32 protein-coding genes and 1 pseudogene are annotated in these 22196 nt (G+C 66.1%); 2 read left to right on the forward strand and 31 right to left on the reverse strand.

The annotated features are described in order from the left end of the window. From PSV00_RS09100 to PSV00_RS09250, 31 genes and pseudogenes are all read right to left on the reverse strand, one after another. Window positions 1-887 (reverse strand): DNA-directed RNA polymerase subunit alpha (locus tag PSV00_RS09100; protein WP_300446301.1); only part of this gene is annotated, 887 nt, incomplete at its 3' end. Window positions 888-973: 86 nt separating this feature from the next. Beyond that, window positions 974-1363, reverse strand: coding sequence for a 30S ribosomal protein S11 (rpsK, locus tag PSV00_RS09105; RefSeq protein WP_013268944.1), 390 nt, complete (start codon window positions 1361-1363; stop codon window positions 974-976). Between the two features lie 15 nt (window positions 1364-1378). After that, a complete protein-coding gene (gene rpsM / locus PSV00_RS09110) occupies window positions 1379-1747 on the reverse strand; it encodes a 30S ribosomal protein S13 (protein WP_300446304.1) in 369 nt (122 codons plus the stop codon). 142 nt (window positions 1748-1889) lie between these two features. Further along, window positions 1890-4355 (reverse strand): zinc-dependent metalloprotease, encoded by a 2466-nt coding sequence (locus tag PSV00_RS09115; RefSeq protein WP_300446305.1) that lies wholly within the window; start codon window positions 4353-4355, stop codon window positions 1890-1892. A 71-nt stretch (window positions 4356-4426) separates the two neighbouring features. After that, the gene (locus PSV00_RS09120) at window positions 4427-5152 is read right to left on the reverse strand and encodes a TonB family protein (RefSeq protein ID WP_300446308.1); all 726 of its coding nucleotides are present in this window, start codon (window positions 5150-5152) and stop codon (window positions 4427-4429) included. Between the two features lie 58 nt (window positions 5153-5210). Next, entirely contained in the window at window positions 5211-5783 is a 573-nt protein-coding gene (locus PSV00_RS09125) for an adenylate kinase (protein WP_300446310.1), read from the reverse strand. Between the two features lie 22 nt (window positions 5784-5805). Then, on the reverse strand, window positions 5806-7200 hold the full coding sequence (gene secY / locus PSV00_RS09130) for a preprotein translocase subunit SecY (RefSeq protein ID WP_300446312.1): 1395 nt from the start codon (window positions 7198-7200) through the stop codon (window positions 5806-5808). Window positions 7201-7449: 249 nt separating this feature from the next. Next, window positions 7450-7896 (reverse strand): annotated as a pseudogene (gene rplO / locus PSV00_RS09135) (50S ribosomal protein L15); the annotation flags it as partial. A gap of 141 nt (window positions 7897-8037) precedes the next feature. Continuing rightward, window positions 8038-8217: a 50S ribosomal protein L30 gene (gene rpmD / locus PSV00_RS09140; RefSeq protein ID WP_300446357.1), complete on the reverse strand. Its 180-nt coding sequence runs from the start codon at window positions 8215-8217 to the stop codon at window positions 8038-8040. A gap of 17 nt (window positions 8218-8234) precedes the next feature. Further along, complete coding sequence (rpsE, locus tag PSV00_RS09145) at window positions 8235-8834, reverse strand: 30S ribosomal protein S5 (protein ID WP_300446314.1); 600 nt, start codon at window positions 8832-8834, stop codon at window positions 8235-8237. Between the two features lie 12 nt (window positions 8835-8846). Continuing rightward, window positions 8847-9209 carry a 50S ribosomal protein L18 gene (gene rplR, locus PSV00_RS09150; RefSeq protein ID WP_300446317.1) on the reverse strand — a complete coding sequence of 121 codons (363 nt, stop codon included), beginning with the start codon at window positions 9207-9209 and terminating at the stop codon, window positions 8847-8849. A gap of 3 nt (window positions 9210-9212) precedes the next feature. Further along, a complete protein-coding gene (gene rplF / locus PSV00_RS09155) occupies window positions 9213-9746 on the reverse strand; it encodes a 50S ribosomal protein L6 (protein ID WP_300446319.1) in 534 nt (177 codons plus the stop codon). A 1-nt stretch (window position 9747) separates the two neighbouring features. After that, window positions 9748-10146 carry a 30S ribosomal protein S8 gene (rpsH, locus tag PSV00_RS09160; RefSeq protein WP_300446321.1) on the reverse strand — a complete coding sequence of 133 codons (399 nt, stop codon included), beginning with the start codon at window positions 10144-10146 and terminating at the stop codon, window positions 9748-9750. Window positions 10147-10161: 15 nt separating this feature from the next. Continuing rightward, complete coding sequence (gene rpsN, locus PSV00_RS09165) at window positions 10162-10467, reverse strand: 30S ribosomal protein S14 (protein WP_300446323.1); 306 nt, start codon at window positions 10465-10467, stop codon at window positions 10162-10164. Between the two features lie 19 nt (window positions 10468-10486). After that, the gene (rplE, locus tag PSV00_RS09170; protein ID WP_300446325.1) at window positions 10487-11044 is read right to left on the reverse strand and encodes a 50S ribosomal protein L5; all 558 of its coding nucleotides are present in this window, start codon (window positions 11042-11044) and stop codon (window positions 10487-10489) included. Continuing rightward, window positions 11044-11352: a 50S ribosomal protein L24 gene (rplX, locus tag PSV00_RS09175; RefSeq protein WP_300446327.1), complete on the reverse strand. Its 309-nt coding sequence runs from the start codon at window positions 11350-11352 to the stop codon at window positions 11044-11046. Before rplX ends, rplE begins: the two co-directional genes overlap by 1 nt. 2 nt (window positions 11353-11354) lie before the next feature. Beyond that, window positions 11355-11723, reverse strand: a complete 369-nt coding sequence (gene rplN / locus PSV00_RS09180; protein WP_021698481.1) for a 50S ribosomal protein L14 — start codon at window positions 11721-11723, stop codon at window positions 11355-11357. A 19-nt stretch (window positions 11724-11742) separates the two neighbouring features. After that, a complete protein-coding gene (gene rpsQ, locus PSV00_RS09185; protein ID WP_300446330.1) occupies window positions 11743-11994 on the reverse strand; it encodes a 30S ribosomal protein S17 in 252 nt (83 codons plus the stop codon). Between the two features lie 10 nt (window positions 11995-12004). Then, window positions 12005-12202: a 50S ribosomal protein L29 gene (rpmC, locus tag PSV00_RS09190; RefSeq protein ID WP_300446332.1), complete on the reverse strand. Its 198-nt coding sequence runs from the start codon at window positions 12200-12202 to the stop codon at window positions 12005-12007. Then, window positions 12199-12642: a 50S ribosomal protein L16 gene (rplP, locus tag PSV00_RS09195; protein WP_300446333.1), complete on the reverse strand. Its 444-nt coding sequence runs from the start codon at window positions 12640-12642 to the stop codon at window positions 12199-12201. The genes rpmC and rplP overlap by 4 nt, the downstream gene beginning before the upstream one ends. 3 nt (window positions 12643-12645) lie before the next feature. Continuing rightward, complete coding sequence (gene rpsC / locus PSV00_RS09200) at window positions 12646-13395, reverse strand: 30S ribosomal protein S3 (protein WP_300446335.1); 750 nt, start codon at window positions 13393-13395, stop codon at window positions 12646-12648. Then, a complete protein-coding gene (gene rplV / locus PSV00_RS09205) occupies window positions 13395-13775 on the reverse strand; it encodes a 50S ribosomal protein L22 (protein WP_300446336.1) in 381 nt (126 codons plus the stop codon). Before rplV ends, rpsC begins: the two co-directional genes overlap by 1 nt. A 3-nt stretch (window positions 13776-13778) precedes the next feature. Continuing rightward, complete coding sequence (rpsS, locus tag PSV00_RS09210; RefSeq protein ID WP_300446338.1) at window positions 13779-14057, reverse strand: 30S ribosomal protein S19; 279 nt, start codon at window positions 14055-14057, stop codon at window positions 13779-13781. Window positions 14058-14059: 2 nt separating this feature from the next. Further along, complete coding sequence (gene rplB, locus PSV00_RS09215) at window positions 14060-14893, reverse strand: 50S ribosomal protein L2 (RefSeq protein ID WP_300446340.1); 834 nt, start codon at window positions 14891-14893, stop codon at window positions 14060-14062. 4 nt (window positions 14894-14897) lie between these two features. Beyond that, complete coding sequence (locus tag PSV00_RS09220; RefSeq protein WP_300446341.1) at window positions 14898-15203, reverse strand: 50S ribosomal protein L23; 306 nt, start codon at window positions 15201-15203, stop codon at window positions 14898-14900. Beyond that, the gene (gene rplD, locus PSV00_RS09225; protein WP_300446343.1) at window positions 15203-15880 is read right to left on the reverse strand and encodes a 50S ribosomal protein L4; all 678 of its coding nucleotides are present in this window, start codon (window positions 15878-15880) and stop codon (window positions 15203-15205) included. Before rplD ends, PSV00_RS09220 begins: the two co-directional genes overlap by 1 nt. Continuing rightward, window positions 15880-16638 carry a 50S ribosomal protein L3 gene (gene rplC / locus PSV00_RS09230; RefSeq protein WP_300446345.1) on the reverse strand — a complete coding sequence of 253 codons (759 nt, stop codon included), beginning with the start codon at window positions 16636-16638 and terminating at the stop codon, window positions 15880-15882. Before rplC ends, rplD begins: the two co-directional genes overlap by 1 nt. A 22-nt stretch (window positions 16639-16660) precedes the next feature. Further along, the gene (gene rpsJ / locus PSV00_RS09235) at window positions 16661-16966 is read right to left on the reverse strand and encodes a 30S ribosomal protein S10 (protein ID WP_105563630.1); all 306 of its coding nucleotides are present in this window, start codon (window positions 16964-16966) and stop codon (window positions 16661-16663) included. A 464-nt stretch (window positions 16967-17430) separates the two neighbouring features. After that, window positions 17431-18339 (reverse strand): DUF2807 domain-containing protein, encoded by a 909-nt coding sequence (locus tag PSV00_RS09240; protein WP_300446347.1) that lies wholly within the window; start codon window positions 18337-18339, stop codon window positions 17431-17433. 98 nt (window positions 18340-18437) lie between these two features. After that, the gene (locus tag PSV00_RS09245; protein ID WP_300446349.1) at window positions 18438-19343 is read right to left on the reverse strand and encodes a transcriptional regulator; all 906 of its coding nucleotides are present in this window, start codon (window positions 19341-19343) and stop codon (window positions 18438-18440) included. 9 nt (window positions 19344-19352) lie between these two features. Continuing rightward, window positions 19353-20495 (reverse strand): GNAT family N-acetyltransferase, encoded by a 1143-nt coding sequence (locus PSV00_RS09250; RefSeq protein WP_300446351.1) that lies wholly within the window; start codon window positions 20493-20495, stop codon window positions 19353-19355. Window positions 20496-20644: 149 nt separating this feature from the next. Between PSV00_RS09250 and PSV00_RS09255 the strand changes: the two genes are divergently transcribed. Together PSV00_RS09255 and PSV00_RS09260 are read left to right on the forward strand one after the other, a co-directional pair. Next, on the forward strand, window positions 20645-20812 hold the full coding sequence (locus PSV00_RS09255; RefSeq protein WP_300446353.1) for a hypothetical protein: 168 nt from the start codon (window positions 20645-20647) through the stop codon (window positions 20810-20812). Between the two features lie 81 nt (window positions 20813-20893). After that, entirely contained in the window at window positions 20894-22009 is a 1116-nt protein-coding gene (locus PSV00_RS09260; RefSeq protein ID WP_300446355.1) for a murein L,D-transpeptidase, read from the forward strand. Window positions 22010-22196 lie beyond the last annotated feature (187 nt).

A 22196-nucleotide genomic window follows, 5' to 3' on the forward strand; every position in this document is an offset into this window, starting at 1 on the left:
TTCGGGGTGCGAAGCATTTCGCCCTCGGTCTTCTGGATCAGGTCGCCGATGTAGACGATGTTGTCGTTCTTCAGGCAGTTGGCCGAACGAACCGAAAGCTCCAGTTCGTCGACCTTCTTCAGAAGCGCCGGGTTGAAGGGCAGGTCGGGCTTGCCGTCGGCAACCTCGATGACCTTCTTGGGCTCATCGAAGGTGATGAAGATCTGCAGCTGGTCCTGCAGGATGCGCGAGGCATAGGCCACCGCGTCAACCGGCGAGACCGCGCCATTGGTTTCGACTTCCAGCACCAGCTTGTCATAGTCGAGCGACTGACCCTGGCGGGTCGGCTCGACGCGATAGGCGACGCGCTTGACCGGCGAATACAGGGCGTCGACCGAGATCAGGCCGATCGGGGCGTCTTCCGGACGGTTCAGCTCGGCGGCGACATAGCCCTTGCCGTTCTGGACCGTCAGTTCCATGCGCACCGAAGCCCCGTCATCGAGGGTGCAGATCACATGGTTCGGGTTCAGCACCTCGATGTCGGCCGGCAGGTCGATCTGACCCGCGGTCACGGCACCGGGACCGGTCGCCTTCAGCGTCATACGCTTGGGGCCCTCGGCATGCATGCGCAGCGCGAGTTGTTTGATGTTCAGCACGATGTCGACCACGTCCTCGCGCACGCCTTCCAGCGACGAGAATTCATGGACGACGCCGTCGATCTGGATGGCGGTGACGGCGGCGCCTTGCAGCGACGACAGCAGCACGCGGCGCAGGGCATTGCCGAGCGTCACACCGAAGCCACGCTCGAGCGGTTCAGCGACCAGCCGCGCCTTGCGCTGCGGATCCGAACCGATTTCGACCTGCGGCTTCTCGGGACGGATCAGCTCTTGCCAGTTTCTTTCGATCATTGGTGTCCCTCGAACGGGTTTCGCCGGTTCCGCGCCCCAGCAATGTGGGTCAGCGGAACCGGCGTTGAATAGGGGTAGGCGGCAGCTTAGACGCGACGACGCTTGGGCGGACGGCAGCCGTTGTGCGGCATCGGCGTGACGTCACGGATGGTGGTGATGGTCAGGCCGACGGACTGCAGGGCGCGAAGCGCCGACTCACGACCCGAACCGGGACCCGAGACGTTGACTTCGAGAGTCTTGACGCCGTGCTCCTGCGCCTTCTTGCCCGCGTCTTCGGCGGCCATCTGCGCGGCGTACGGGGTCGATTTGCGCGAGCCCTTGAAACCCATGTGACCGGCCGAGGACCAGGAGATGGCGTTCCCCTGGGCGTCGGTGATCGTGATCATGGTGTTGTTGAAAGACGCATTCACATGGGCGACGCCCGACGTGATGTTCTTGCGTTCGCGCTTCTTTACGCGACCCGGTTCCTTGGCCATCAGTTCGGCTCTCTCTTATTTCTTCTTGCCGGCGATCGGCTTGGCCGGGCCCTTGCGGGTCCGTGCATTGGTATGGGTACGCTGGCCGCGGACCGGCAGGCCCTTGCGGTGACGCAGGCCGCGGTAGCAGGCCAGGTCCATCAGACGCTTGATGTTCATCGAGGTCTCGCGGCGCAGGTCGCCCTCGACCGTATGGTCGCGGTCGATCGTCTCGCGGATCTGCAGAACTTCGGCATCGGTCAGCTGGTTCACGCGGCGCGAAGCCTCGATGCCCACCTTCTCGGTGATGTCCTTGGCAGCGTGCGCGCCGATGCCATGAATATACTGCAGCGCGATTTCAACGCGCTTGTTGGTCGGGATGTTGACGCCAGCAATACGGGCCACGTAGTTCTCCAGGTACGCGTGGACAGACGCAGGAAACGCTCCGGTCAACAGACCAGGAGCGTGTGCGCCCTTCGCGGAAGTCGGTCCTTATATAGCCGATTCACTTTCCGTCAATGGCCAGTCCGACTTTCCGCCCGATCATTCAGCAATGCCAGCAGGTCTCGGCCCCGATCGGACTGCCCGGCGGGGTCGGGGTTTCATAGCGTCCCGAGGCGATCAGCGGGTCCATCCGCGCCGGGTCGGCCAACAGGCCGCCGAGCCAGTGATCATGGGCACGCTGCACCGGATCGGCAGCCCGCGAGGCCTTCAGACGTTCTGACAGGCTGGACAGGCGGTCGTCGATCACGGCGGCCGAGGTGCCGGACAGGCCATCGTCGCGCAACAGGCCGGCCAGGGTCAGGACCGTGCGGGCCTGGACGCGCCGGGCCGGACCGGACCGTCGCCCTGCCGCCGGGGCAAAGGCGGCGGCAAGGATCCGGTCCACGACCTCGCCGGTGCCGAGCGCTGCCGGATCGCGACGCGCCGCATCGGTCAGCCGGTTGACGCGCCGGGCGTCGAACAGGGCCTGAAGGGTGACGTCGGCGGCGGTGTCGACGGCCGCGCCGGGATCGAAGGCCCGGCCCTGCCCGCCCCGGAACACCTCGATGTCATTCTGGGGATCGTCGTCGCCCGACTGCTGGGCCGCCAGCAGGGCCAGCAGGGGCTCGGGCAGGTCCAGCTCGTCGGGATTCAGGGTCGCCGCCAGCGCGGCCAGGGCCGCCCTCTGGGTCGCGGCCGGCACCGGTTGCGCCGCCTCGCGACCGTCGCCGACGACCGGATAGCCATAGTCGATACCCCCGACCAGTTTGGCGGCGGCGTCGACCTGGTAGCGGTGATACAGATAGATCGGCACCAGACGACGGCGCAGGTCATTGACCGCCGACCCGGCCGGCAGATTGGCCAGGCCGAACCGGTCCAGCGCGATGCGGCGCACCCGCATGATGTGATCCAGTTCGGCCACCGGATCCGAACCATTGTCCCACAGACTGCCCCAGGGCTGGGCGTCGCCGCCGATGCGCGCGTCGGCGTCCGAGACAAACCGCATCCGTGCCGCCCCGGCCTCGGCCTTGTGCTGCAGGGTGGCCGCATCGGCGTCACCATAGCTCCAGTCGATGGCGAACCGGTCCCAGTCGCCGAGCCCGTGACCATAGGCCTGGCTGAAGTCGAGGCCGGCGTCGGTGATACCGATGACCGGCACCGGATAGTCCATCACCGAACTGCGGTCCTGGGTGCTGGCGGCGAAATTATGGACCAGGCCGATCGCGTGGCCGACCTCGTGGGCGGCCAGCTGGCGCACCCGGTCGAGAGCGATACGCTGCGGGTCGTCCTGGGCCCCGGTGCCGGTGCGGTCGGCCCCGACCAGTCCCTCCAGGATCAGCATGTCCTGGCGCACCCGCAGCGAACCCAGCAGGACCGAGCCCTTGACGATCTCGCCGGTGCGCGGATCAACCACGCTCTGGCCATAGGACCAGCTGCGCGTGGCCCGGTTGACCCAGTTGATCACATTGTAGCGGGCATCCATCGGGTCGATTCCCTCGGGCAGGACCTCGACCCGGAAGGCGTCGATGAAGCCGGCGCGGTCAAAGGCCTCGGCCCACCAGCCGGCCCCCTCGACCAGGGCCGAGCGGAGCGGTTCCGGCGCGGCCCTGTCGACATAGAAGATGATCGGGGCAACGACGGTCGATCGCGCTGCCCTCGGGTCGGTCTTGACCAGGCGGAAGCGGTTGACCAGCCGACGGACGACCGGGGCGTCCAGCGGGGCCGAGAAGTCCGTGACGACGGTGCTGATGGCCCCGGTACGCGGATCGAACGGGCGCGCGGTGAAGCCGGCATCCGGCAGGCGGATAAAGCTGTGGTGCACGGTCAGGGTCACCAGACGGGCGTCCGGCGCGATGCGCGATACCTCGCGTCCCGGTCCCTCGACGGCGAAGGTCAGCCGGGCCTCCAGCTCGACATTCTCGGGAAAGGCGCGGGCGGCCGCCGGATCGACCAGACTCAGGTCGGCGACCGGGCGCAGGGTCCCCTGCCCCGCCGCCTTCAGGGTCTCGACGATGCCGTGGGCGTCGCGTGTCAGGAAGCCGGCGATATCGACCAGCACCGCCCCGTCCGGGCCGGTGGCCACCACGGGCCCCGACCAGACCGTCGAGCCCAGGAAGGCGTCGCGCGCGGCCGCCTGTTCCTCGACCGAACCGGCCCCGGCGCTGTAGCCGGGGTTTTCGAACTCGGCCAGGATCCGGTTGCCCATGCGGCGGAACGCCAGGATGCGCGTGGCCCCGATCTGGGCCCGGTCCAGCCCCGTCTCGGCCGAGCCGACGCCGGTGCGCAGGGCGGTATGATGGATGACGCGGGTCATGACACCGTCGGCACCGGCGGCCGGCAACTGCACCAGAACCCGACCGCCCGCGCGATCAATGAACAGTGGCAACAGACCGGCCTGACGCTCCAGCGGGGCGATGGTGGCGGCCCAGGAGGCCGGCGGGGTATCGGCGGCGGCCGCGACCAGCGGCGGGGCCGACAGGGCCAGGACCAGGGCGATTGCCGTCGCCGTCTTCATCACCATCGTCGCCATGTCATTCCCCCGACCTGAACACCGATAAGGGCGGGATCAGACCGGGCGTGTCAACGCGACGGGTGCCGGCGTCAGGGGATGAACTCGATCCCGATCGGCATTTCGAATCCCTCGCGCGGTCGCCCGTCCACCGTGGGCGGTTGAAAACGGAAATAGACCGAGGCGCCCAGGGCCGCGGCCCCGAAGCCGGCTCCGGCCGGGGTTTCCTCGATCACCCGGCAGCCGTCCAGCCGGGTGTCGGGGCGGATCCGGCAGCGCAGCAGGACGTGTCCGGCCTGGCGCGCGGCCAGGGCGGCCCGGGGATAGGCCCGCACCAGCTCCTGACGTGTCGGTCCGCGCACGAACCGGGGCGGCGTACCGCCGTCGCCCGGCCCGGACCCGGCCCCCGATCCGGTGCCGGTGCCGGTGCCGGCCTCGCCCCTGCCGGTGCCGGGGTCCGGGGTGATGTCCGGGGCGAGGCCGACCGTCAGGGCCGGTTCGGGGGCCGGTTCCGGCGGAGCCACGATCTCGACCGGACGGGCGACCGCAACCGGCGGCGTATGCACGCGTGACGGGGCCCGGGGCGCACCGCCGCCGGCTGCCGGAGCGGTCGGGCGTGGCGGAGGTGGTGGCGGGGGGCGAACGGGCTGGACCAGGACAATGTCGATGCCGCGCACCGGCTCGGGCAACGGCACGCTGCGGTACGGACTCAGGCCGGCGAACAGCAGGGCATGGGCCATGACCACGGCCGCAACGATCGCCACCCGGCGACGGCCGGCGGCATCCAGAATGGGCGGTCTGTGGGTTACGCCGGTCACGTCACTGGCCCTGCTGTGACCGCCAGTCGGGCGGCGACCGCGCGGCCGGGGCCCGCGATCAGGAGACGGGACCGTCCAGGGCCCCGTCGATGGCCACGGCAACGGCCTCAACCGTGCCCATGCCGTCGACCTCGGTCAGCAGACCCTTGTCGGCATAGTAGGGCAGCAGCGGGGCGGTGTTGCGATTATAGGCCTCGAGCCGAACCTTGAAACTGTCGGGATTGTCGTCCGAACGGCCCTGTTCGGCGAAACGTTTGGCGACCCGTTCCAGCAGGGCCGGATCATTGACCTTCAGGCGAACCACCCGGTCGATCTTCTTGCCCAGCTTGGCCAGCATGGCGTCCAGGGCCTCGGCCTGGGCCACGGTGCGGGGGAAGCCGTCGAAGATCGCCCCGCCGGCGTCCTCGGCCTCTTTCAGCCGAGCCTCGATCAGGGCGATAACGATGGCGTCCGACACCAGGTCGCCACGCGACATGATGGCCTGGCACTCACGCCCCAGATCCGATCCGGAGGCGATCGCCTCGCGCAGCATGTCGCCGGTCGAGAGCTGCACCATACCGCGGTCGGCGACCAGCCGCTTGGCCTGGGTACCCTTGCCCGCCGCCGGCGGTCCGAACAGGATCAGATTCAAGACGCGCCCTCCCCGGCGGCTGTTAGCGACGCACGGGTGCCGGAGCACCCCGACCGCCAGAGCTCTTGCCACCCCGTCCGCGCAGCTTGGCCTTCTTGATCAGGCCTTCGTACTGGTGAGCGAGCAGCTGCGACTGGATCTGGGCGACGGTGTCCATGGTCACCGACACGACGATCAGGATCGAGGTGCCGCCGAAGATGATGCCGTTGCCGAACTGGGCCCCGATGAACTCCGGGATCAGACAGACCGCGGTGATATAGGCCGCCCCGATCGTGGTCAGGCGGGTCAGCACATAGTCCAGATATTCCGCCGTGCGCTTGCCCGGACGGATACCCGGCAGGAAGCCACCGTATTTGCGCAGGTTCTCCGCCGTGTCTTCCGGATTGAAGGTGATGGAGGTGTAGAAGAAGCAGAAGAAGACGATCAGCACACCGTACAGGACGGTGAACAACGGCTGGCCATGCTGCATCTGGGCCGTAACCAACGGCAGCCAGCTCATCCACGACGGCAGGTTGGCCTGGGCCGTCAGCTGGGCCACCGTCGTCGGCAGCATCAGCAGGGACGAGGCGAAGATCGGAGGGATCACGCCCGCGGTATTGACCTTCAGCGGCAGGAAGCTGCGCTCGCCCCCGGCCATGCGGTTGCCTTCCTGGCGCTTCGGATACTGGATCAGCAACCGGCGCTGGGCCCGCTCCATGAAGACGATGAAGACCACCACGCCCACGGCCATGATGGCGATGAACAGCAGGGCGAACGGCGACATCTGGCCCTGTTGGGCCAGACCCAGCATCCGGGCGATCGAGCCCGGCAGGACGGCGACAATGCCGGCGAAGATGATCAGCGAAATCCCGTTGCCGACGCCGCGCGCCGTGACCTGCTCACCAAGCCACATCAGGAACATGGTGCCGCCGGTCAGGGTGGTGATGGTCGAAACGATGAAGAACAGTCCAGGGGTGTCGATCAGGCCGGCCTGGGCGTTCAATCCAAGGGCAATGCCCGCGGACTGCATCAGCGCCAGGATGACCGTCAGGTAACGGGTGTACTGGTTCAGCTGCTTGCGGCCGCTTTCGCCGCCTTCCTTCTTCAGCTTCTCCCACGGCGGATACACAGCGCCCATCAACTGGACGATGATCGACGCCGAGATATAGGGCATGACGTTCAGGGCGAAGACGGCCATCCGCTCGACCGCGCCGCCCGAGAACATGTTGAACATGTCCAGGATGCCGCGCTGTCCGTCCGGGTTCTGGAAGAACTGGAGAAAGGCTTCGGAGTTGATCCCCGGGATCGGCACATAGGTACCGATGCGGTAGACCAGCAACGCGCCGATCGTGAACAGGAGACGTTTATGCAGCTCGGTCGCCTTGGCGAACGAGCCCATGTTCATATTGGCTGCGAGTTGTTCGGCGGCCGAAGCCATAGTCACTACCCCGACTGGTCAGAATGAGGCCGACCGGAATCGTGTCCCGGGGCCCTCACCCAGATAGGCGATGGGCGGCCCCATAGCGAGGGCCGCCCGTAAAGCTTATTTCGCGGCGGTGCGCGTCGTGCGTGCCGAGATCTTGTTGGCGTCGCCGCGCGGAGCCTTGGGAGCCGGAGCCTTGCCCTTGGCCAGGTTGCGCTTCTCGACGCGTGCAGCGGCCTTGGCTTCAGCAGCGATACGCTCCTGGACCACGGTGCCACCGGCGGCTTCGATCGCCTTGACCGCACCGGCCGAGGCCGACCAGACGACCAGGTTCAGCTTGGACTTGATCTCGCCGGTGCCGAGGATGCGGACGCCGTCCTTGACGCGACGGATCACGCCGGCGGCAACCAGGGCATCGCCCTTGATCTCGCCCTTGATGTCCAGCTTCTTGGCATCGATGGCGTCCTGCAGACGCCACAGATTCACTTCGGCCAGCTTCAGGGCGTTGGGATTGTTGAAGCCGCGCTTGGGCATGCGCATGTACAGCGGCATCTGCCCGCCTTCGAAGCCGCCGATGGCGACGCCCGAACGGGACTTCTGACCCTTGACGCCGCGACCGGCAGTCTTGCCCTTGCCCGAACCCGGGCCACGGCCGACACGCATGCGCTTCTTGTGAGCGCCCTCGTTGTCGCGGATTTCATTGAGTTTCATGGGGCCTGATCCTTTCGGGTACTAGCGCCAGACCGGAGTCTGACTCGGCAGATAAAAAACGAAGGGCCGCTTCTAGGCGGCCCCGTGCAGTCTAGCAAGATGCGAAACGCCCTCCCCCGGTCCGGGAGAGGGCGCAACGGCTTACTTTTCGACGATCTCAAGCATGTGGGCGACCTTGGCGATCATCCCGCGAACCGAGGGCGTGTCTTCCAGGGTCGACTCACGACCGACCCGGTTCAGGCCGAGGCCCGAAAGGGTGGCGCGCTGATCGGCCTTGCGGCGGATCGGGCTGCCGGTCTGGCGGATCGTTACGGTGGGCATGTCTTTCTTGGCCATGATCAGCTCTCCATGGCTTCGGGCGACGACGCGCCGTCGTTACGACGACCCATCAGATCCGCAACCTTCTTGCCGCGCTTGGACGCGACCTGACGGGGCGAGGACTGAACCTTGAGGGCTTCGAACGTCGCACGGATCATGTTGTAGGGGTTCGAGGAACCGGTCGACTTGCCGACGACGTCCTGGACGCCGAGGGTTTCGAGCACGGCACGCATCGGACCACCCGCGATGACGCCGGTCCCGGGAGGGGCCGCGCGCATCATGATCTTGCCGGCGCCCCAACGGCCATTGCCGTCGTGGTGCAGGGTGCGGTTTTCGCGAAGCGGAACACGGATCATCGTCTTCTTGGCTTCTTCAGTCGCCTTGCGGATGGCTTCCGGCACTTCACGCGCCTTGCCATGGCCGAAGCCGACCCGGCCCTTGCCGTCTCCGACGACCATCAGGGCTGCGAACGAGAAACGACGTCCACCCTTAACAGTCGCGGCCACACGGTTGATGTGGACCAGTTTTTCGACGATGTCGCTGTCCGGACCTTCGGGAGCGTTACGGTCACGACGGTTGCGGTCGTTACCGCCGCCGCCACGTTGGGGTTGAGGAGCCATACGTCCCGTTCCTTAGAAGTTCAGGCCGGCTTCACGCGCGGCCTCAGCCAGCGCCTTCACCCGTCCGTGATAGATGTAGCCGCCACGGTCGAAAACGACGTCGGTGACGCCCTTCTCGATCGCACGTTCCGCGACCAGCTTGCCGATCCGCGTAGCGGCATCGACGTCCGAACCCTTGGCCTTCTTGCCCTTTTCGCCTTCCAGCGAAGAGGCCGAAGCGATCGTGACGCCGTTGAGGTCGTCGATGATCTGGGCCGAGATGTTCTTGTCCGAACGGTGAACCGAAAGACGCAGACGCCCGTTGGCGACGGCCTTGAGGCGGCGGCGGGTGCGCTCCGAGCGGCGCTTGGCTTGTTGCTGAAGAGAAAGAGCCATGACTTACTTCTTCTTGCCTTCCTTGCGCCGGACCTTTTCGCCCGTGTAGCGGACACCCTTGCCCTTGTAGGGCTCCGGCGGACGCAACTTGCGGATCACGGCGGCGATCTGACCCACGGCCTGCTTGTCAGCACCGGAGATCTTGATTTCGGTCTGCTTGGGCACCGTGAAGGTGACACCGGCCGGCGGCACGATGTCGACTTCATGGGAGAACCCGAGCTGGAGCGAGAGGTTCGGGCCCTTGAGGGCGGCGCGATAACCCACGCCGACCAGGTCCAGAGACTTCTCGAAGCCTTCGGTGACACCGACGACCATGTTGTCGACCAGGGTGCGGGAAAGACCCCACATGGCCCGGGCGCGCTGGGTGTCGGCTTTCGGGGCCAGGGTCAGACCGTCATCACCCTGGGTGATTTCGATCTCGTCGGCCACGGTCCAGGAGCGTTCGCCCTTGGGACCTTTGACGACGACAGTCTGGCCGTCGAGGGTGACGGTGACGCCTTTTGGCACGGCGACGATGCGTTTTCCGATACGGGACATCTTAGTAGACCCTGCAGAGGACTTCGCCGCCGACGTTGTTGTCGCGGGCGTCGGCGTCGGACATGACGCCCTTCGAAGTCGAAAGGATCGAGATGCCCAGGCCGTTCTTGATCGGCTTCAGGTCGGAGATCGCAGAGTAGACGCGGCGGCCCGGCTTGGACACGCGAGCGATCTCGGCGATGACCGGCTGGCCGTCGAAATACTTGAGCTCGATCTCGAACTGCGGGAACTCACCGGGGTTCTGAACCAGGGAATAGCCGCGGATATAGCCTTCGTCCTGCAGCACGTCGAGGACGCGCTGGCGCAGACGGGAAGCCGGGGTCAGCACCTTCGAACGCTTCCGCATGGCGGCGTTCCGGATGCGAGCGATCATGTCGCTCAGGGGATCGTTGATCATCATATCTGTTCGCTCCCCTTACCAGCTCGACTTGGTCAGGCCGGGGATTTGCCCCTTGTTACCGAGATCGCGAAGCGCGATCCGGCTCATCTGAAGCTTCCGGTAGAAAGCCCGCGGACGACCCGTCACTTCGCAGCGATTGCGAATACGGTTCGGCGCGGAGTTCCGCGGCAGCTCCGCCAGCTTGAGGCGCGCTTCAAAGCGTTCCTCCAGCGGCAGGGATTCGTCGGTAGCGATCGCCTTGAGGGCAGCCCGCTTGTCGGCGTACTTCGCAACCAGGGCTTTCACCATGTTGTTGCGGTTTACGGCGCTCTTCTTAGCCATTGTCTGTTTCCCTTCCCGCTCAGTTCACGAACGGGAACTTGAACTCGGCGAGGAGGGCTTTGGCCTCCGCGTCGGTCTTGGCCGTGGTGCAGACGATGATGTCCATGCCCCACATCTGATCGATCTGGTCGTAGTTGATCTCGGGGAACACGATGTGTTCCTTGAGGCCCATGGCATAGTTGCCGCGACCATCGAAGCTTGTGCCCTTGAGGCCGCGGAAATCCTTCACGCGCGGCAGCGCGATCGTGATCAGGCGGTCAAGGAATTCGTACATCTGGTCGCCGCGGAGGGTGACCTTGCCGCCGATGACCATGCCTTCGCGCAGCTTGAAGCCGGCGATGGAGTTACGGGCCTTGGTGGCAACCGGCTTCTGACCGGCGATGGCGGCCAGATCCTTGAGGGCCGCATTGGCCTTCTTGGAGTCGGCGACCGCTTCACCGATACCCATGTTCAGCACGATCTTGTCGAGCTTGGGCATCTGCATCGGGTTGGTGTAGCCGAACTTCTCGGTCAACACCGCGCGGATGCGGGCCTGGTAGTCGTCCTTGAGACGAGGTGTGTATTTGGTATCGGCCATCAGATGACGTCTCCCGTCGTCTTGGCGAAGCGCACCTTCTTGTCGCCCTCGACGCGGAACCCGACGCGGGTTGCCTTGCCGTTGGCGTCGGCGATCGCGACGTTGGACAGGTGAAGCGACGCTTCCTTGTTCTTGATACCGCCCTGGGGGTCGGCCTGGGTGGGACGGGTATGGCGCTGGACCATATTCACGCCCTGGACCAGGACGCGGTTGTCGGTCGGCAGAACCTTGGTGACCTTGCCGGTCCGGCCCTTGTCCTTGCCGGCGAGGACGACGACGGTGTCGCCCGATTTGATCTTGGCGGCCATGACTACAGGACCTCCGGTGCCAGGGAGATGATCTTCATGTGGTTCTTGGCGCGCAGTTCACGGGGAACCGGGCCGAAGATCCGCGTACCGACCGGCTCGTTCTGCTTGTTGACGATGACAGCGGCCGACTTGTCGAAACGGATGACAGAGCCGTCCTTGCGTTGAATGTCTTTCGCGGTGCGAACGACGATGGCGCGAACAACGTCGCCCTTTTTCACGCGGCCGCGAGGAATGGCTTCCTTCACGGAGGCGACGATCGTGTCACCCACCGAGGCGTAGCGGCGCTTGGAGCCGCCCAACACCTTGATGCACATGACCCGGCGAGCACCCGAATTATCGGCTACCTCCAGGTTAGTTTGCATCTGGATCATTTGATCCGATCCTTCCTGATTACGAAGCCGAGGCCGGAGCGTCCTTGGACAGGACCTCCCAGCGCTTCAGCTTGGACTTGGGGGCACACTCACGGATGCGAGCGATGTCGCCTTCCTTGAAGGCGTTGCCTTCATCGTGGGCGTGATATTTCTTGGACAGGCGCACGATCTTCTTCATGACCGGGTGCAGCAGGGTGCGCTGGACGACGACGACGACAGTCTTGTCGCCCTTGTCGGAGACGACCACGCCTTCGAGTATACGTTTCGGCATCGGTGTTTCCTTACGAAGCCGTCCGCTTCTCACGCAGAAGCGTCGAGATGCGGGCGATGTCTTTGCGCACTTCACCCACACGGTGGGTCTTTTCCATCTGGCCGGTGGCGGCCTGGAAACGCAGGTTGAACTGTTCCTTTTTCAGGGACAGCAGCTGGTCACCCAGCTGATCGGGGGTCTGGGACCGGAGGTCGGCGATCTTGGTCATGCAGCAACGTGCTCCACATGCGAGACGCCGGCGTCGAGGCGGGTAACCACCTTGGTACGGACCGGCAGCTTGGCGGCACCAAGACGCAGCGCTTCACGAGCGACGTCGTCGGCAACGCCGTCGATTTCAAACAGGATCCGGCCCGGGTGGCAGCGCGCCGCCCAGTGATCGACGGCACCCTTGCCTTTACCCATGCGGACTTCAGCGGGCTTGCCGGAAACCGGCACGTCCGGGAAGACGCGGATCCAGACACGGCCCTGACGCTTCATCTGGCGGGTGATCGCGCGGCGGGCCGCCTCGATCTGACGCGCAGTGATCCGTTCCGGCTCAAGCGTCTTCAGGCCATACGAACCGAAGTTCAGCGAGAAGCCACCCTTGGCGGTGCCGTGGATGCGGCCCTTGAAGGCCTTGCGGTATTTGGTTTTTTTCGGTTGCAGCATGACCTATTCACGCCCTCTGCGTTGGCCGCGATCATTGCGACCGCCGCGATCGCCACCACGGCCTTCGTTCGACGAAGGACCGGCGGCTTCCAGAGCCCAGCGCTTATCCTGGGCCATCGGATCGTGCTCGAGGACCTCGCCCTTGAAGACCCACACCTTCACACCGATGATGCCGTAGGTCGTCTTGGCTTCAATGAAGCCGTGGTCGATGTCAGCGCGCAGGGTATGCAGCGGCACGCGACCTTCGCGGTACCATTCCATACGAGCGATTTCCGCGCCGCCGAGGCGACCCGAAACGTTGATCCGGACACCCTTGGCACCCAGACGCATGGCCGACTGCATCGCGCGCTTCATGGCACGACGGAAGGCGATACGGCGCTCGAGTTGCTGCGCGATGTTCTCGGCGATCAGCTGGGCGTCGGTCTCGGGCTTGCGGACCTCGACGATGTTCAGGTGAACCTCGCCTTCGGTACGGGCCGCGATGTCCTTGCGCAGCTTCTCGATGTCAGCGCCCTTCTTGCCGATCACGACACCCGGACGGGCGGCGTAGATCGTCACGCGGCATTTCTTGTGCGGACGCTCGATGATGATGCGCGACACGCCGGCGGCGTTCAGGCGTTCCTTGAGCCACGTGCGCAGCTTCAGGTCCTGATGCAGCAGACGCGCATATTCCGGACCGCGGGCAAACCAGCGGCTGTCCCAGGTGCGGTTGATGCCGAGCCGGAGCCCGATCGGATTGATTTTCTGACCCATCAGGCGGCCTCGCCGGCTTCACGGACCACGATAGTGATCTCGCTGAACGGTTTCAGGATGCGCGACGAACGACCACGAGCACGGCTCGCGAAACGCTTCATCACCAGGTTCTTGCCCACGAAGGCCTCGGCGACGACGAGGTTGTCGATGTCGAGGTTGTGGTTGTTCTCGGCGTTCGAGACGGCCGAATACAGCACCTTGCGGACGTCAGTCGCGATACGCTTGCGGCTGAACTCCAGCTCGTTCAGGGCACGCTGCACCGGCAGGCCGCGGATCGAGGCGGCAACCAGGTTCAGCTTCTGAGGGCTGATGCGAACATTGACCAGCTTGGCGCGGGCTTCGGTCGCGGCGACGCGACGGGGATTGTTGGTCTTGGCCATCGGTTACTTCCTTTTGGCCTTCTTGTCGGCCGCGTGGCCAGGGAAGCTGCGCGTGGGCGAGAACTCGCCGAACTTCATCCCGACCATTTCTTCGGAGACCGACACCGGCACATGCTTGTGACCGTTGTGGACGCCGAAGGTCAGACCGACGAACTGCGGCAGGATGGTCGAGCGACGCGACCAGGTCTTGATCACATCCTTGCGACCCGAACCCTGAGCGGTCTCGGCCTTTTTCAGCAGATACCCGTCGACAAACGGGCCTTTCCAGGAGGAGCGGGCCATTCTTAGCGAGCCTTCTTCACGTGGCGGGTACGGATGATGTATTTATCCGTAGCCTTGTTCTTGCGGGTACGAGTGCCCTTGGTGTCCTTGCCCCACGGCGTAACCGGGGTACGACCACCAGAGGTCCGGCCTTCACCACCACCATGCGGGTGGTCGATCGGGTTCATGGCAACGCCGCGAACGTGCGGACGGAAGCCCATGTGGCGAACGCGACCGGCCTTGCCGAGGTTCTGGTTCATGTGGTCGGCGTTCGAAACGGCACCAACCGTGGCCATGCAGCCGTCCAGGACCATCCGCAGCTCACCCGAGCCGAGGCGGATCTGGGCGTAGCCGGCGTCACGGCCGACCAGCTGGGCATAGGCACCGGCCGAACGGGCCAGTTGAGCGCCCTTGCCCGGCTTCATCTCGACGCAGTGGATGATCGTACCCACCGGGATCGAGCGCAGCGGCATGGCGTTGCCCGGCTTCACGTCGGTCTTCTCGCCGGCCACGACCGTGTCGCCCGCCTTCAGGCGTTGCGGCGCGATGATATAGGCCTTTTCGCCGTCCTCATACGAGACGAGGGCGATGAAGGCGGTCCGGTTCGGATCGTATTCCAGACGCTCGACGGTCGCGACAGCGAACTTCCGGCGCTTGAAGTCGATCTTGCGGTACAGGCGCTTGGCCCCACCGCCGCGGAAACGGACGGCGATACGGCCACCGGCACCACGACCGCCCGACTTGGTCAGGCCTTCGGTCAGCGACTTCTCCGGGCGGCCTTTGTGCAGCTCGGAGCGATCGATCAGCACCAGGGCGCGACGGCCCGGCGATGTCGGATTGTAATGTTTAAGAGCCATCGGTTCAGAGCCCCGTGGTGACGTCGATGGACTGGCCTTCGGCCAGCGTCACGATCGCTTTCTTGATGTCCACCCGACGGCCCATAATGCCGCGGAAACGCTTGGTCTTGCCCTTTTGAATCAGGGTGTTGACCTTCAGGACGTTGACCTTGAACAGGCTTTCGACCGCAGCGGCGATCTCATCCTTGGTCGAGGTTCCGGCAACCCGGAAGACGACCTTGTTCTGCTCGGACAGGATCGTGGCCTTCTCGGTGATGATCGGGGCCAGGATCGTGTCGTAGTGTTTGGCGGTAGGTTGAGCGCCGGCCATTATGCGGCTTCCTTCTCAGCTTGCCGAGCCAGCTCGCTACGCGAGGGCTTGTAGTCGGCATAGGTGGCTTCGATGGCTTCCAGCGCCGCCTTGGTCAGCACCAGCTTGTCGGCCCGCAGGATGTCATAGACATTCAGACCGGCGTTCGGCAGCACATTGACGTTCGGGATGTTGCGAGCGGCGAGACCGAAGTTGGTGTCGACGTCCGGACCGGCGATGATCAGGGTGCGGTTCCAGCCCAGCTTGGCGAAGGTTTCGCGCAGCTTGGAGGTCTTGGCATCCTTGATCGAGACGTTGTCGACCAGAACCAGTTCACCGGCCTTGAGCTTGGAGCTCAGGGCGTGGCGCAGGGCGAGGGCACGAACCTTCTTGGGCAGGGAGAAGCCGTGATCGCGAACGATCGGGCCGAAGGCGCGCGAACCACCGACGAACTGCGGGGCGCGACGCGAACCGTGACGAGCGCCGCCGGTTCCCTTCTGCTTGTACATCTTCTTGCCGGTACGCGAGTTCTCGTTCCGGGTCTGGACCTTGTGGGTACCGGCACGGCGCTTGGCCAGTTGCCAGTTGACGTAACGGGCCAGGATGTCGCCGCGGATGTCGGTGATGCCGAAAACGGCTTCCGACAGTTCGACGTCACCGGCGGCCTTGCCGTCGAGTTTGATGACAGAGACTTTCATCAGGCTTCACCACCCTCAGCGGTTTCAGCGGCCGGAGCCTCGGCTGCCGGAGTCTCGGCAGGCGCAGCGGCGGCGACCTGACCGGCCTTGCGGAACGAACCCGGGAACGGGGTCTCCGCAGGAGCGGTCTTCTTGATCGCGTCGCTGACCTTGAGCCAGGTGCCGTCGTGACCCGGGACAGCGCCCTTGATCATGATGAGGCCGCGATCGATGTCGACACGGAACACGGTGAGGTTCTGCTGGGTGACGGTTTCCTGACCATAGTGGCCAGCCATCTTCTTGCCCTTGAAGGTCTTGCCCGGATCCTGACGCTGACCGGTCGAACCGTGCGAACGGTGCGAGACCGATACACCGTGCGACGCCCGCAGACCGCCGAAATTCCAGCGCTTCATGGCACCGGCGAAGCCCTTGCCGATGGTCAGGCCCTGGACGTCAACCTTCTGGCCAGGGACGAAATGGTCGGCAATCAGCTCGGCGCCGACATCGATCATCGCATCTTCCGTAACCCGGAATTCAGTGACGTAGCGCTTGGGCTCGACTTCCGCATTCGCGAAGGTCGTCCGTTGAGCCTTGTTGGTATTCTTTGCCTTTTTGGTACCGGCACCGAGTTGCAGGGCGACGTAGCCGTCCCGCTCCTTGGTGCGCTGACCCACCACCTGGCAGCCGTCAAGCTGCAGGATGGTGACCGGAACATGAGCGCCATCTTCAGCGAAGATGCGCGTCATTCCCAGTTTCTTGGCGATCACGCCCGTACGCATGTCGGATCCCGCCTCTTCTTTCTTAAATCTTGATTTCGACGTCCACGCCGGCGGACAGGTCGAGCTTCATCAGCGCGTCCACAGTCTGCGGGGTGGGGTCGATAATATCGAGAACACGCTTGTGCGTGCGGATTTCAAACTGCTCGCGCGACTTCTTGTCGACGTGCGGCGAGCGGTTCACGGTGAATTTTTCGATCAGGGTCGGCAGCGGAATCGGACCGCGAACGGTCGCGCCGGTGCGCTTGGCGGTATTGACGATTTCGCGCGTCGAAAAATCGAGGACGCGGTGATCGAAGGCCTTGAGCCTGATGCGGATGCTTTGATCCATATCGGTCGTTATTCCCAAGCAGGCGAACCTGCGTCCCTGTGAACCATTTCAAAGACCGAAGGTCTTCAGGCTTTCGCCTTCAGAGTACGCACGTCCGCAAAAACGATCGGCCCACGCAGCGAACCGCGAAGGCCGTTGAAGTCCTGGATCGCTGCAAAGAACAGGGTCTCAGGTCGTTCCCGCGGGCCGCGTCTGCATCTCGCGATGCACAGCCGGTCCAGCAAGAGGGGGGCTTATGCCGTTCGATTCCGTCTGCGTCAAGCGGCGAAACTGTGTCGGGGCGGGCTTTCCGCTCCAGCGGCCGGTTGCGTCCATGGAGTCCGGTCATCGGACGTGATCGGAGGACTGTCCCCTGCCCGTCCGGCGGCGAGCGACCGATCCGGACATGACCGGGCCCCGACGGTGTGAACCATCGGAGCCCGGCCAACGCCTGTCAACGGAAGCCTCGGCTCCCTGGGGGCGACTCAGCGTTCGTAGGTGCGCTCACCGACGGTGACGCTGCCCGATCCCATGATCGAGCGTTCGACGGCACCGGTCACGCCGGCGACGTGCACGTCACCCGAGCCCATGATGCTGGCATCGACCGAGGCCACGGTGGCACGGATATCGACATCGCCGGAGCCGGCGATGCTCACGTCCACGGCACCGACCTGACCGCCGGCGACGGTGACGTCGCCCGAGCCGGCGATACTGACGTCAACCGGGCCGTTGGCCTCGGCCACCCAGACGTCACCCGATCCGGCGACGCTGACATCGAGGTTGCGCGTCGCTCCGGCGCGGACCTCGCCCGACCCGGCGACCGAGATATCGAGGCGCGACGAGGTGCCGGCGCGGACACTGCCCGAGCCTGCCATCGAGATGCTGAGATTTTCGGTATTGGCGACGGTCCAGTCACCGCAGCCGGCATTGCCGAGGTCGACGGTCGTCGCGCCACGGCCGACGGCACCATGGACAGCGCCACCGACGCTGAGGTCGACGGTGCGCGGCGTACGAATGACGATCAGCGGGGCGTCGGCGACATTGATCCGGCCCAGACGGCTGACCTCGACCGAGGCGCCCTCGCCCGGTTGGCGGGCGTCGGTCGGTCCCGAACGGCAGCTGCCGATCCGGTCACCGCCGATGCGCAGCCCGGCCACGCGACCGCGGCCCAGGCCGCCGTCGATGCGGATCTGGTCGCCACGGCGGCGCAGCTCAAGCGCCGGCAGGGTCGAACTGCCCTGCTCGATCTCGACACCGACGTCGGTGCGATCCTCGACGATGACCACGACCCGGGCGACGGCGTTGCGGACCTCGACCTCGGGGGGCCCGGCCAGGGCCGGCCCGGCCAGTGCAGCGGCGGCAACGGCGGCGGCGGTTACGGTGGCGAATTTCATGACGAGTGCTCCCTCTCTGTCTCTGGACAAAGGGTGCGCGACCCCGTTCGCGAAGTCATTTTAAATCGAGGTCATGACTCGGTTGTAACCCGCAGGCCTCAGGCGTGCAGGGGACGGGCCCCGTCAGGCGCGCCGGCGAGCGGCTCGAAATCCCGTTCGAAATCAGCCAGCCGGCTCTTCAGAACACCGGCCCGGCGCAGGGCCACGGACGCCGCCCACCGGGCCGCCAGTTCCGGCAGGCCCATGGTCTCGGTGCTCTGTGGCGCGCCACCGCGGCTGCGGAGGACGGCATTGGTATAGAGGGCCCCGGTCCGGAAGCGCGACGGCCAGGTCTGGAAATCCATCGACAGGGACACACAGAACCGGTCGAGGTTCTCGACCCGGTGCGGGGCATAGACCGGCCAGGTCAGGGCCTGCCCCGGTTCCAGGTCCAGCACCCGGGCGTCCGCCTCGAAGGCCGGCTGATACGGCAGTTCCTCGGTCGTCTGGCGCGCGACCACCTGCTCCATGCACAGTTCGGGCAGATGGCGCTCGTCGCCCGGATAGACAAAGACCCGTTTGCGACCGCGCAGATGGAACAGCACCACACCCGCGGCATCGAAATGATAGGGCACCCGGGCCTTGGGCGACGACAGGATGAGCTGGCCCTTCTGGCTGACCGCCCGCATCCCCGGATAGGCCGCCTGGATCCGTCGGAAATCGGCCATCGCCGCCGCCCACAGTTCAGGCCAGCCAGTCTCGACGCCGCGCAGATTGACCCACAGACGCCCCGCCTGGATCGCCGCCAGCAGCTCGGTCCCCGTCAGAGTGCCGCGCGCGCCGGTGCGCAGCGTCGCCTGCCCCGCGTCGTCAAAATCATACAGGTTGATGTCGATCAGGTCGGCCGGATAGCGATCCAGCACCGCGGCCAGGGCCGCGTCGTCGCCGAACCCCCCGCTCGCCAGGCCATGGTCGTGAATTCCGGCCTCGGCGACCGGTCCGGGATAGCGGGTGGCACACGTCATCGAACGTCCTCAGTTGTCGGCCATGGCCCTGCCGGCCTTGCCGGCCGCCGCACGGGCGGCCGAGACCGCCCCCCGCAGCCGGTCGACCGGCCGGGTCTCGCAGGCCTCGATCGCATTCCAGCGCCGACGGACGCTGGTACGCAACTGCTCGCCGCGATCCCCGCCCCCGGCGTTCAGCACGGCCACCGCGGCCTGGCTGAAACTGGCCCCCAGTCCCGGCTTCAGCACCACGGCCTCATGCACGGTGCGCCGCGCATTGCAGAAATATTTCTTGTAGCCCTCGCCACCGAAGCCGAAGTCGAAGGTGCGCAGGCCGACCGTCGCCCCCTGCTGCATCGTGTCCAGAGTCAGCAGGATCCCGGGTGAACAGCGCGCCAGGCCCGGCTCATAGGCCGGGAACCAGAAATGGCACTGGTCCCCCCCCGTCAGCGAATATTCGATCGCGCACAGACGCTCGCCCGCCCAGAGCGCCGCCATACTGCCGCCAAGGGCCTCGCTGCCGCTGCGCATCAGCGCCTGCAACAGGTCGACGGTCCAGCCGCAGGCGAAGATGTCGTGCCGCGCGGTCCGGCGGTATTGGTCGCGCTTCAGGGCGATCAGATGATCCAGCAGGGCCGGATCGCGCAGGCCCCGCTCGACGCGGATGGGACCCAGTTCGGTCTCCATACTGCGCCGGGCGCGTTCCTTGTCCTTGAAATATTTACCGAAGCTGGCCCGACGCTCGGCATACCAGGGGTCGAAGCCCCCGTCCGGCAGGACCGTCATCATCGTATCCCGCGCCAGACCCGTGCGCGTCGGTCCCACCCAGGCGTTGACGCTGAGCCGTGCGCCGCCCAGCAGACCGGCGACGGTCTCCAGGTCCGGCATGGCGTCGGGCCGGGCGATCACCCCGTGATAGTCGTTCATCGGGGCCGCCAGCGGCTGGATCGCCCCGCCCCGGCGCTGGTGCGGGAAGAAGCCGACGGTCTCGCCGCCGCGATGCAGTACCGCCACCGCCGCCCCGGGACAGACCCCGGCGGCGATGCGGGTGAACTCCGGCTGGAAATAGGGACTGGTCAGCTCCGGATTGGCGGCGATCATCGCCCGCCACAGGTCCAGGTCTCCCATCGACAGGGAGTCGGGCTTGACGATCTCGAGCTTCAATCCGGGCATCATTCATCCTGGCGGGGGGCGGGAGACGCCCCCTTCGCGTCCCACCCTAGTCGCCCGCTGTTGCAGGACGGTTTAGCGGCGTGGTGAACGAAGTCTTGCGGGAGCCGGGACCGCCCCTGTGCGTTCTGGGAGGACACAGGAGACTGCCCATGACCGACCCCGCCCGCCCGCCGCGCCAGAGCGAGACCGAAGACCAACGCCCGCCCGCCCACGACGGTGAAGCGCCGCGACCGGCCACCGAACCGCGCGGCTCGGAAGGCAGCAGCAACTCCGGCGAGACCGCCACTGACCCGGCCACCGGCAAGCCGAACCCCTGACAGGTCGGGCGAAAGCCGCGCGGTCGGGGAACGGGTCGGTCCCTCCTGTGTTGGAAGGGTCCTGACCGCCGGAGCCTGCCCATGACCGTTCGCCCTCCCCTCTTCGCCCTGCTCGCCGCCCTGCCCCTGCTCGCCGCCTGCGGCGACCGCGGGGAACCTGACACCGTCGCCCCCGCCGACCCGGGCACCGCCGCAGCGTCGCAGCTGCGCCAGTCGATCGAGACGGCAACCTTCAGCCCGCCCCCCGTGGGTGCCACGGCCGAAAGTGGAGCGACCGCTGACGGGTCGGCCGGAACCGCCGGAACCGTGAACCGGTCGGGCGCGGCCGGTCCCGCCCTGCCCGAAGACGCCCGGCCAGACCCGACCCTGGTCAGGGTCCAGGTCCTGCTGGACCGCACCCGGTTTTCGCCCGGCATCATCGATGGCCTCGGCGGCCAGAACACGCGTCAGGCCATCGCCGCCTTCGAAGCGGCCAACGGGCTGACGGTCGACGGTGTACTGGACCCGGCGGTTTTCCAGCACCTGACGTCCGGCGACGGCGGCCGGGTATTGATCGACTATACGGTCACCGCCGCGGACGCCGCCGGCCCCTTCATCGGCACCGTGCCCCCGGATCTCGAGGCCATGGCGCGGCTGGAGACGGTCGGCTACGCCGATGCCCGCGAGGCCCTGGCCGAGAAATTCCACATGACCGAGGCCCTGCTGGACGCCCTGAATCCGGGGGCCGACTTCACGCGCGCCGGCCAGGCCCTGGTGGTTGCCCAGACGGGTCCGGAGCCCCTGCAGGGCGAGGTGTCCCGTATCGTCGTCAGCAAGGCGGAACAGTCGGTGCGCGCCTTTGCCGCCGACGGTACCCTGCTGGCCTTCTACCCGGCCACGATCGGCAGCGGCGAGATGCCTTCCCCCTCCGGCACCCATACGGTGCGGGCGATCGCGCCGGAGCCCAACTACACCTACGACCCCTCGCGGGTCAGCTACGGCAAGGGCGGTGGCAAGGTGGTCGTCCCGGCGGGACCGAACAATCCCGTGGGATCGGTGTGGATCGACCTGTCGCGCGACACCTATGGCATCCACGGCAGCCCGAACCCCGAGACGATCGGCAAGGCCGCCTCCAGCGGCTGCGTACGCCTGACCAACTGGGACGTCGAGCAGCTGGCGGGGGCCGTCAAGGCGGGGGTCGCGGTGAGGTTCACCTGACCGAAGCGGCCGCGATCCACTGGCACCGACAGCCAGAACAGCAAAACGGCCCCCGGATCGCTCCGGGGGCCGTTCTGTTTTTGGGGCCTATGCTCGCCTCGCTGCGGCTCGTGACTTGAGGCCAAACGGGGCCTCATGCAGCGAGCGACCGCGTCGCGAGCGTTAGCGCCCGATCAGGAGGCTCTAC

Origin of the sequence: Brevundimonas sp., from assembly GCF_029945885.1 — a bacterium.
Lineage (GTDB): Bacteria > Pseudomonadota > Alphaproteobacteria > Caulobacterales > Caulobacteraceae > Brevundimonas.

Coding starts and splice junctions, on each gene's coding strand:
- PSV00_RS09245 (WP_300446349.1), bottom strand. CDS start 19,343: ATGACGTGTGCCACCCGCTATCCCGGACCGGTCGCCGAGGCCGGAATT.
- secY (WP_300446312.1), bottom strand. CDS start 7,200: ATGGCTTCGGCCGCCGAACAACTCGCAGCCAATATGAACATGGGCTCG.
- rplD (WP_300446343.1), bottom strand. CDS start 15,880: ATGAAAGTCTCTGTCATCAAACTCGACGGCAAGGCCGCCGGTGACGTC.
- rplP (WP_300446333.1), bottom strand. CDS start 12,642: ATGCTGCAACCGAAAAAAACCAAATACCGCAAGGCCTTCAAGGGCCGC.
- rplN (WP_021698481.1), bottom strand. CDS start 11,723: ATGATCCAGATGCAAACTAACCTGGAGGTAGCCGATAATTCGGGTGCT.
- rpmC (WP_300446332.1), bottom strand. CDS start 12,202: ATGACCAAGATCGCCGACCTCCGGTCCCAGACCCCCGATCAGCTGGGT.
- rpsK (WP_013268944.1), bottom strand. CDS start 1,363: ATGGCCAAGGAACCGGGTCGCGTAAAGAAGCGCGAACGCAAGAACATC.
- PSV00_RS09220 (WP_300446341.1), bottom strand. CDS start 15,203: ATGGCCGGCGCTCAACCTACCGCCAAACACTACGACACGATCCTGGCC.
- rpsE (WP_300446314.1), bottom strand. CDS start 8,834: ATGGCTCCTCAACCCCAACGTGGCGGCGGCGGTAACGACCGCAACCGT.
- rplF (WP_300446319.1), bottom strand. CDS start 9,746: ATGTCCCGTATCGGAAAACGCATCGTCGCCGTGCCAAAAGGCGTCACC.
- rplR (WP_300446317.1), bottom strand. CDS start 9,209: ATGGCTCTTTCTCTTCAGCAACAAGCCAAGCGCCGCTCGGAGCGCACC.
- rpsH (WP_300446321.1), bottom strand. CDS start 10,146: ATGATGATCAACGATCCCCTGAGCGACATGATCGCTCGCATCCGGAAC.
- rpsQ (WP_300446330.1), bottom strand. CDS start 11,994: ATGCCGAAACGTATACTCGAAGGCGTGGTCGTCTCCGACAAGGGCGAC.
- rplV (WP_300446336.1), bottom strand. CDS start 13,775: ATGGCCAAGACCAACAATCCCCGTCGCGTCGCCGCGACCGAAGCCCGC.
- rpsC (WP_300446335.1), bottom strand. CDS start 13,395: ATGGGTCAGAAAATCAATCCGATCGGGCTCCGGCTCGGCATCAACCGC.
- rplB (WP_300446340.1), bottom strand. CDS start 14,893: ATGGCTCTTAAACATTACAATCCGACATCGCCGGGCCGTCGCGCCCTG.
- rpsS (WP_300446338.1), bottom strand. CDS start 14,057: ATGGCCCGCTCCTCCTGGAAAGGCCCGTTTGTCGACGGGTATCTGCTG.
- PSV00_RS09260 (WP_300446355.1), top strand. CDS start 20,894: ATGACCGTTCGCCCTCCCCTCTTCGCCCTGCTCGCCGCCCTGCCCCTG.
- PSV00_RS09240 (WP_300446347.1), bottom strand. CDS start 18,339: ATGAAATTCGCCACCGTAACCGCCGCCGCCGTTGCCGCCGCTGCACTG.
- rplC (WP_300446345.1), bottom strand. CDS start 16,638: ATGCGTACGGGCGTGATCGCCAAGAAACTGGGAATGACGCGCATCTTC.
- rpsN (WP_300446323.1), bottom strand. CDS start 10,467: ATGGCTAAGAAGAGCGCCGTAAACCGCAACAACATGGTGAAAGCCCTG.
- PSV00_RS09250 (WP_300446351.1), bottom strand. CDS start 20,495: ATGCCCGGATTGAAGCTCGAGATCGTCAAGCCCGACTCCCTGTCGATG.
- rpmD (WP_300446357.1), bottom strand. CDS start 8,217: ATGCCCACCGTAACGATCCGCCAGACCGGCAGCCCGATCCGCCGCAAG.
- rplE (WP_300446325.1), bottom strand. CDS start 11,044: ATGGCCGATACCAAATACACACCTCGTCTCAAGGACGACTACCAGGCC.
- rpsJ (WP_105563630.1), bottom strand. CDS start 16,966: ATGGATCAAAGCATCCGCATCAGGCTCAAGGCCTTCGATCACCGCGTC.
- PSV00_RS09255 (WP_300446353.1), top strand. CDS start 20,645: ATGACCGACCCCGCCCGCCCGCCGCGCCAGAGCGAGACCGAAGACCAA.
- PSV00_RS09115 (WP_300446305.1), bottom strand. CDS start 4,355: ATGGCGACGATGGTGATGAAGACGGCGACGGCAATCGCCCTGGTCCTG.
- rplX (WP_300446327.1), bottom strand. CDS start 11,352: ATGGCCGCCAAGATCAAATCGGGCGACACCGTCGTCGTCCTCGCCGGC.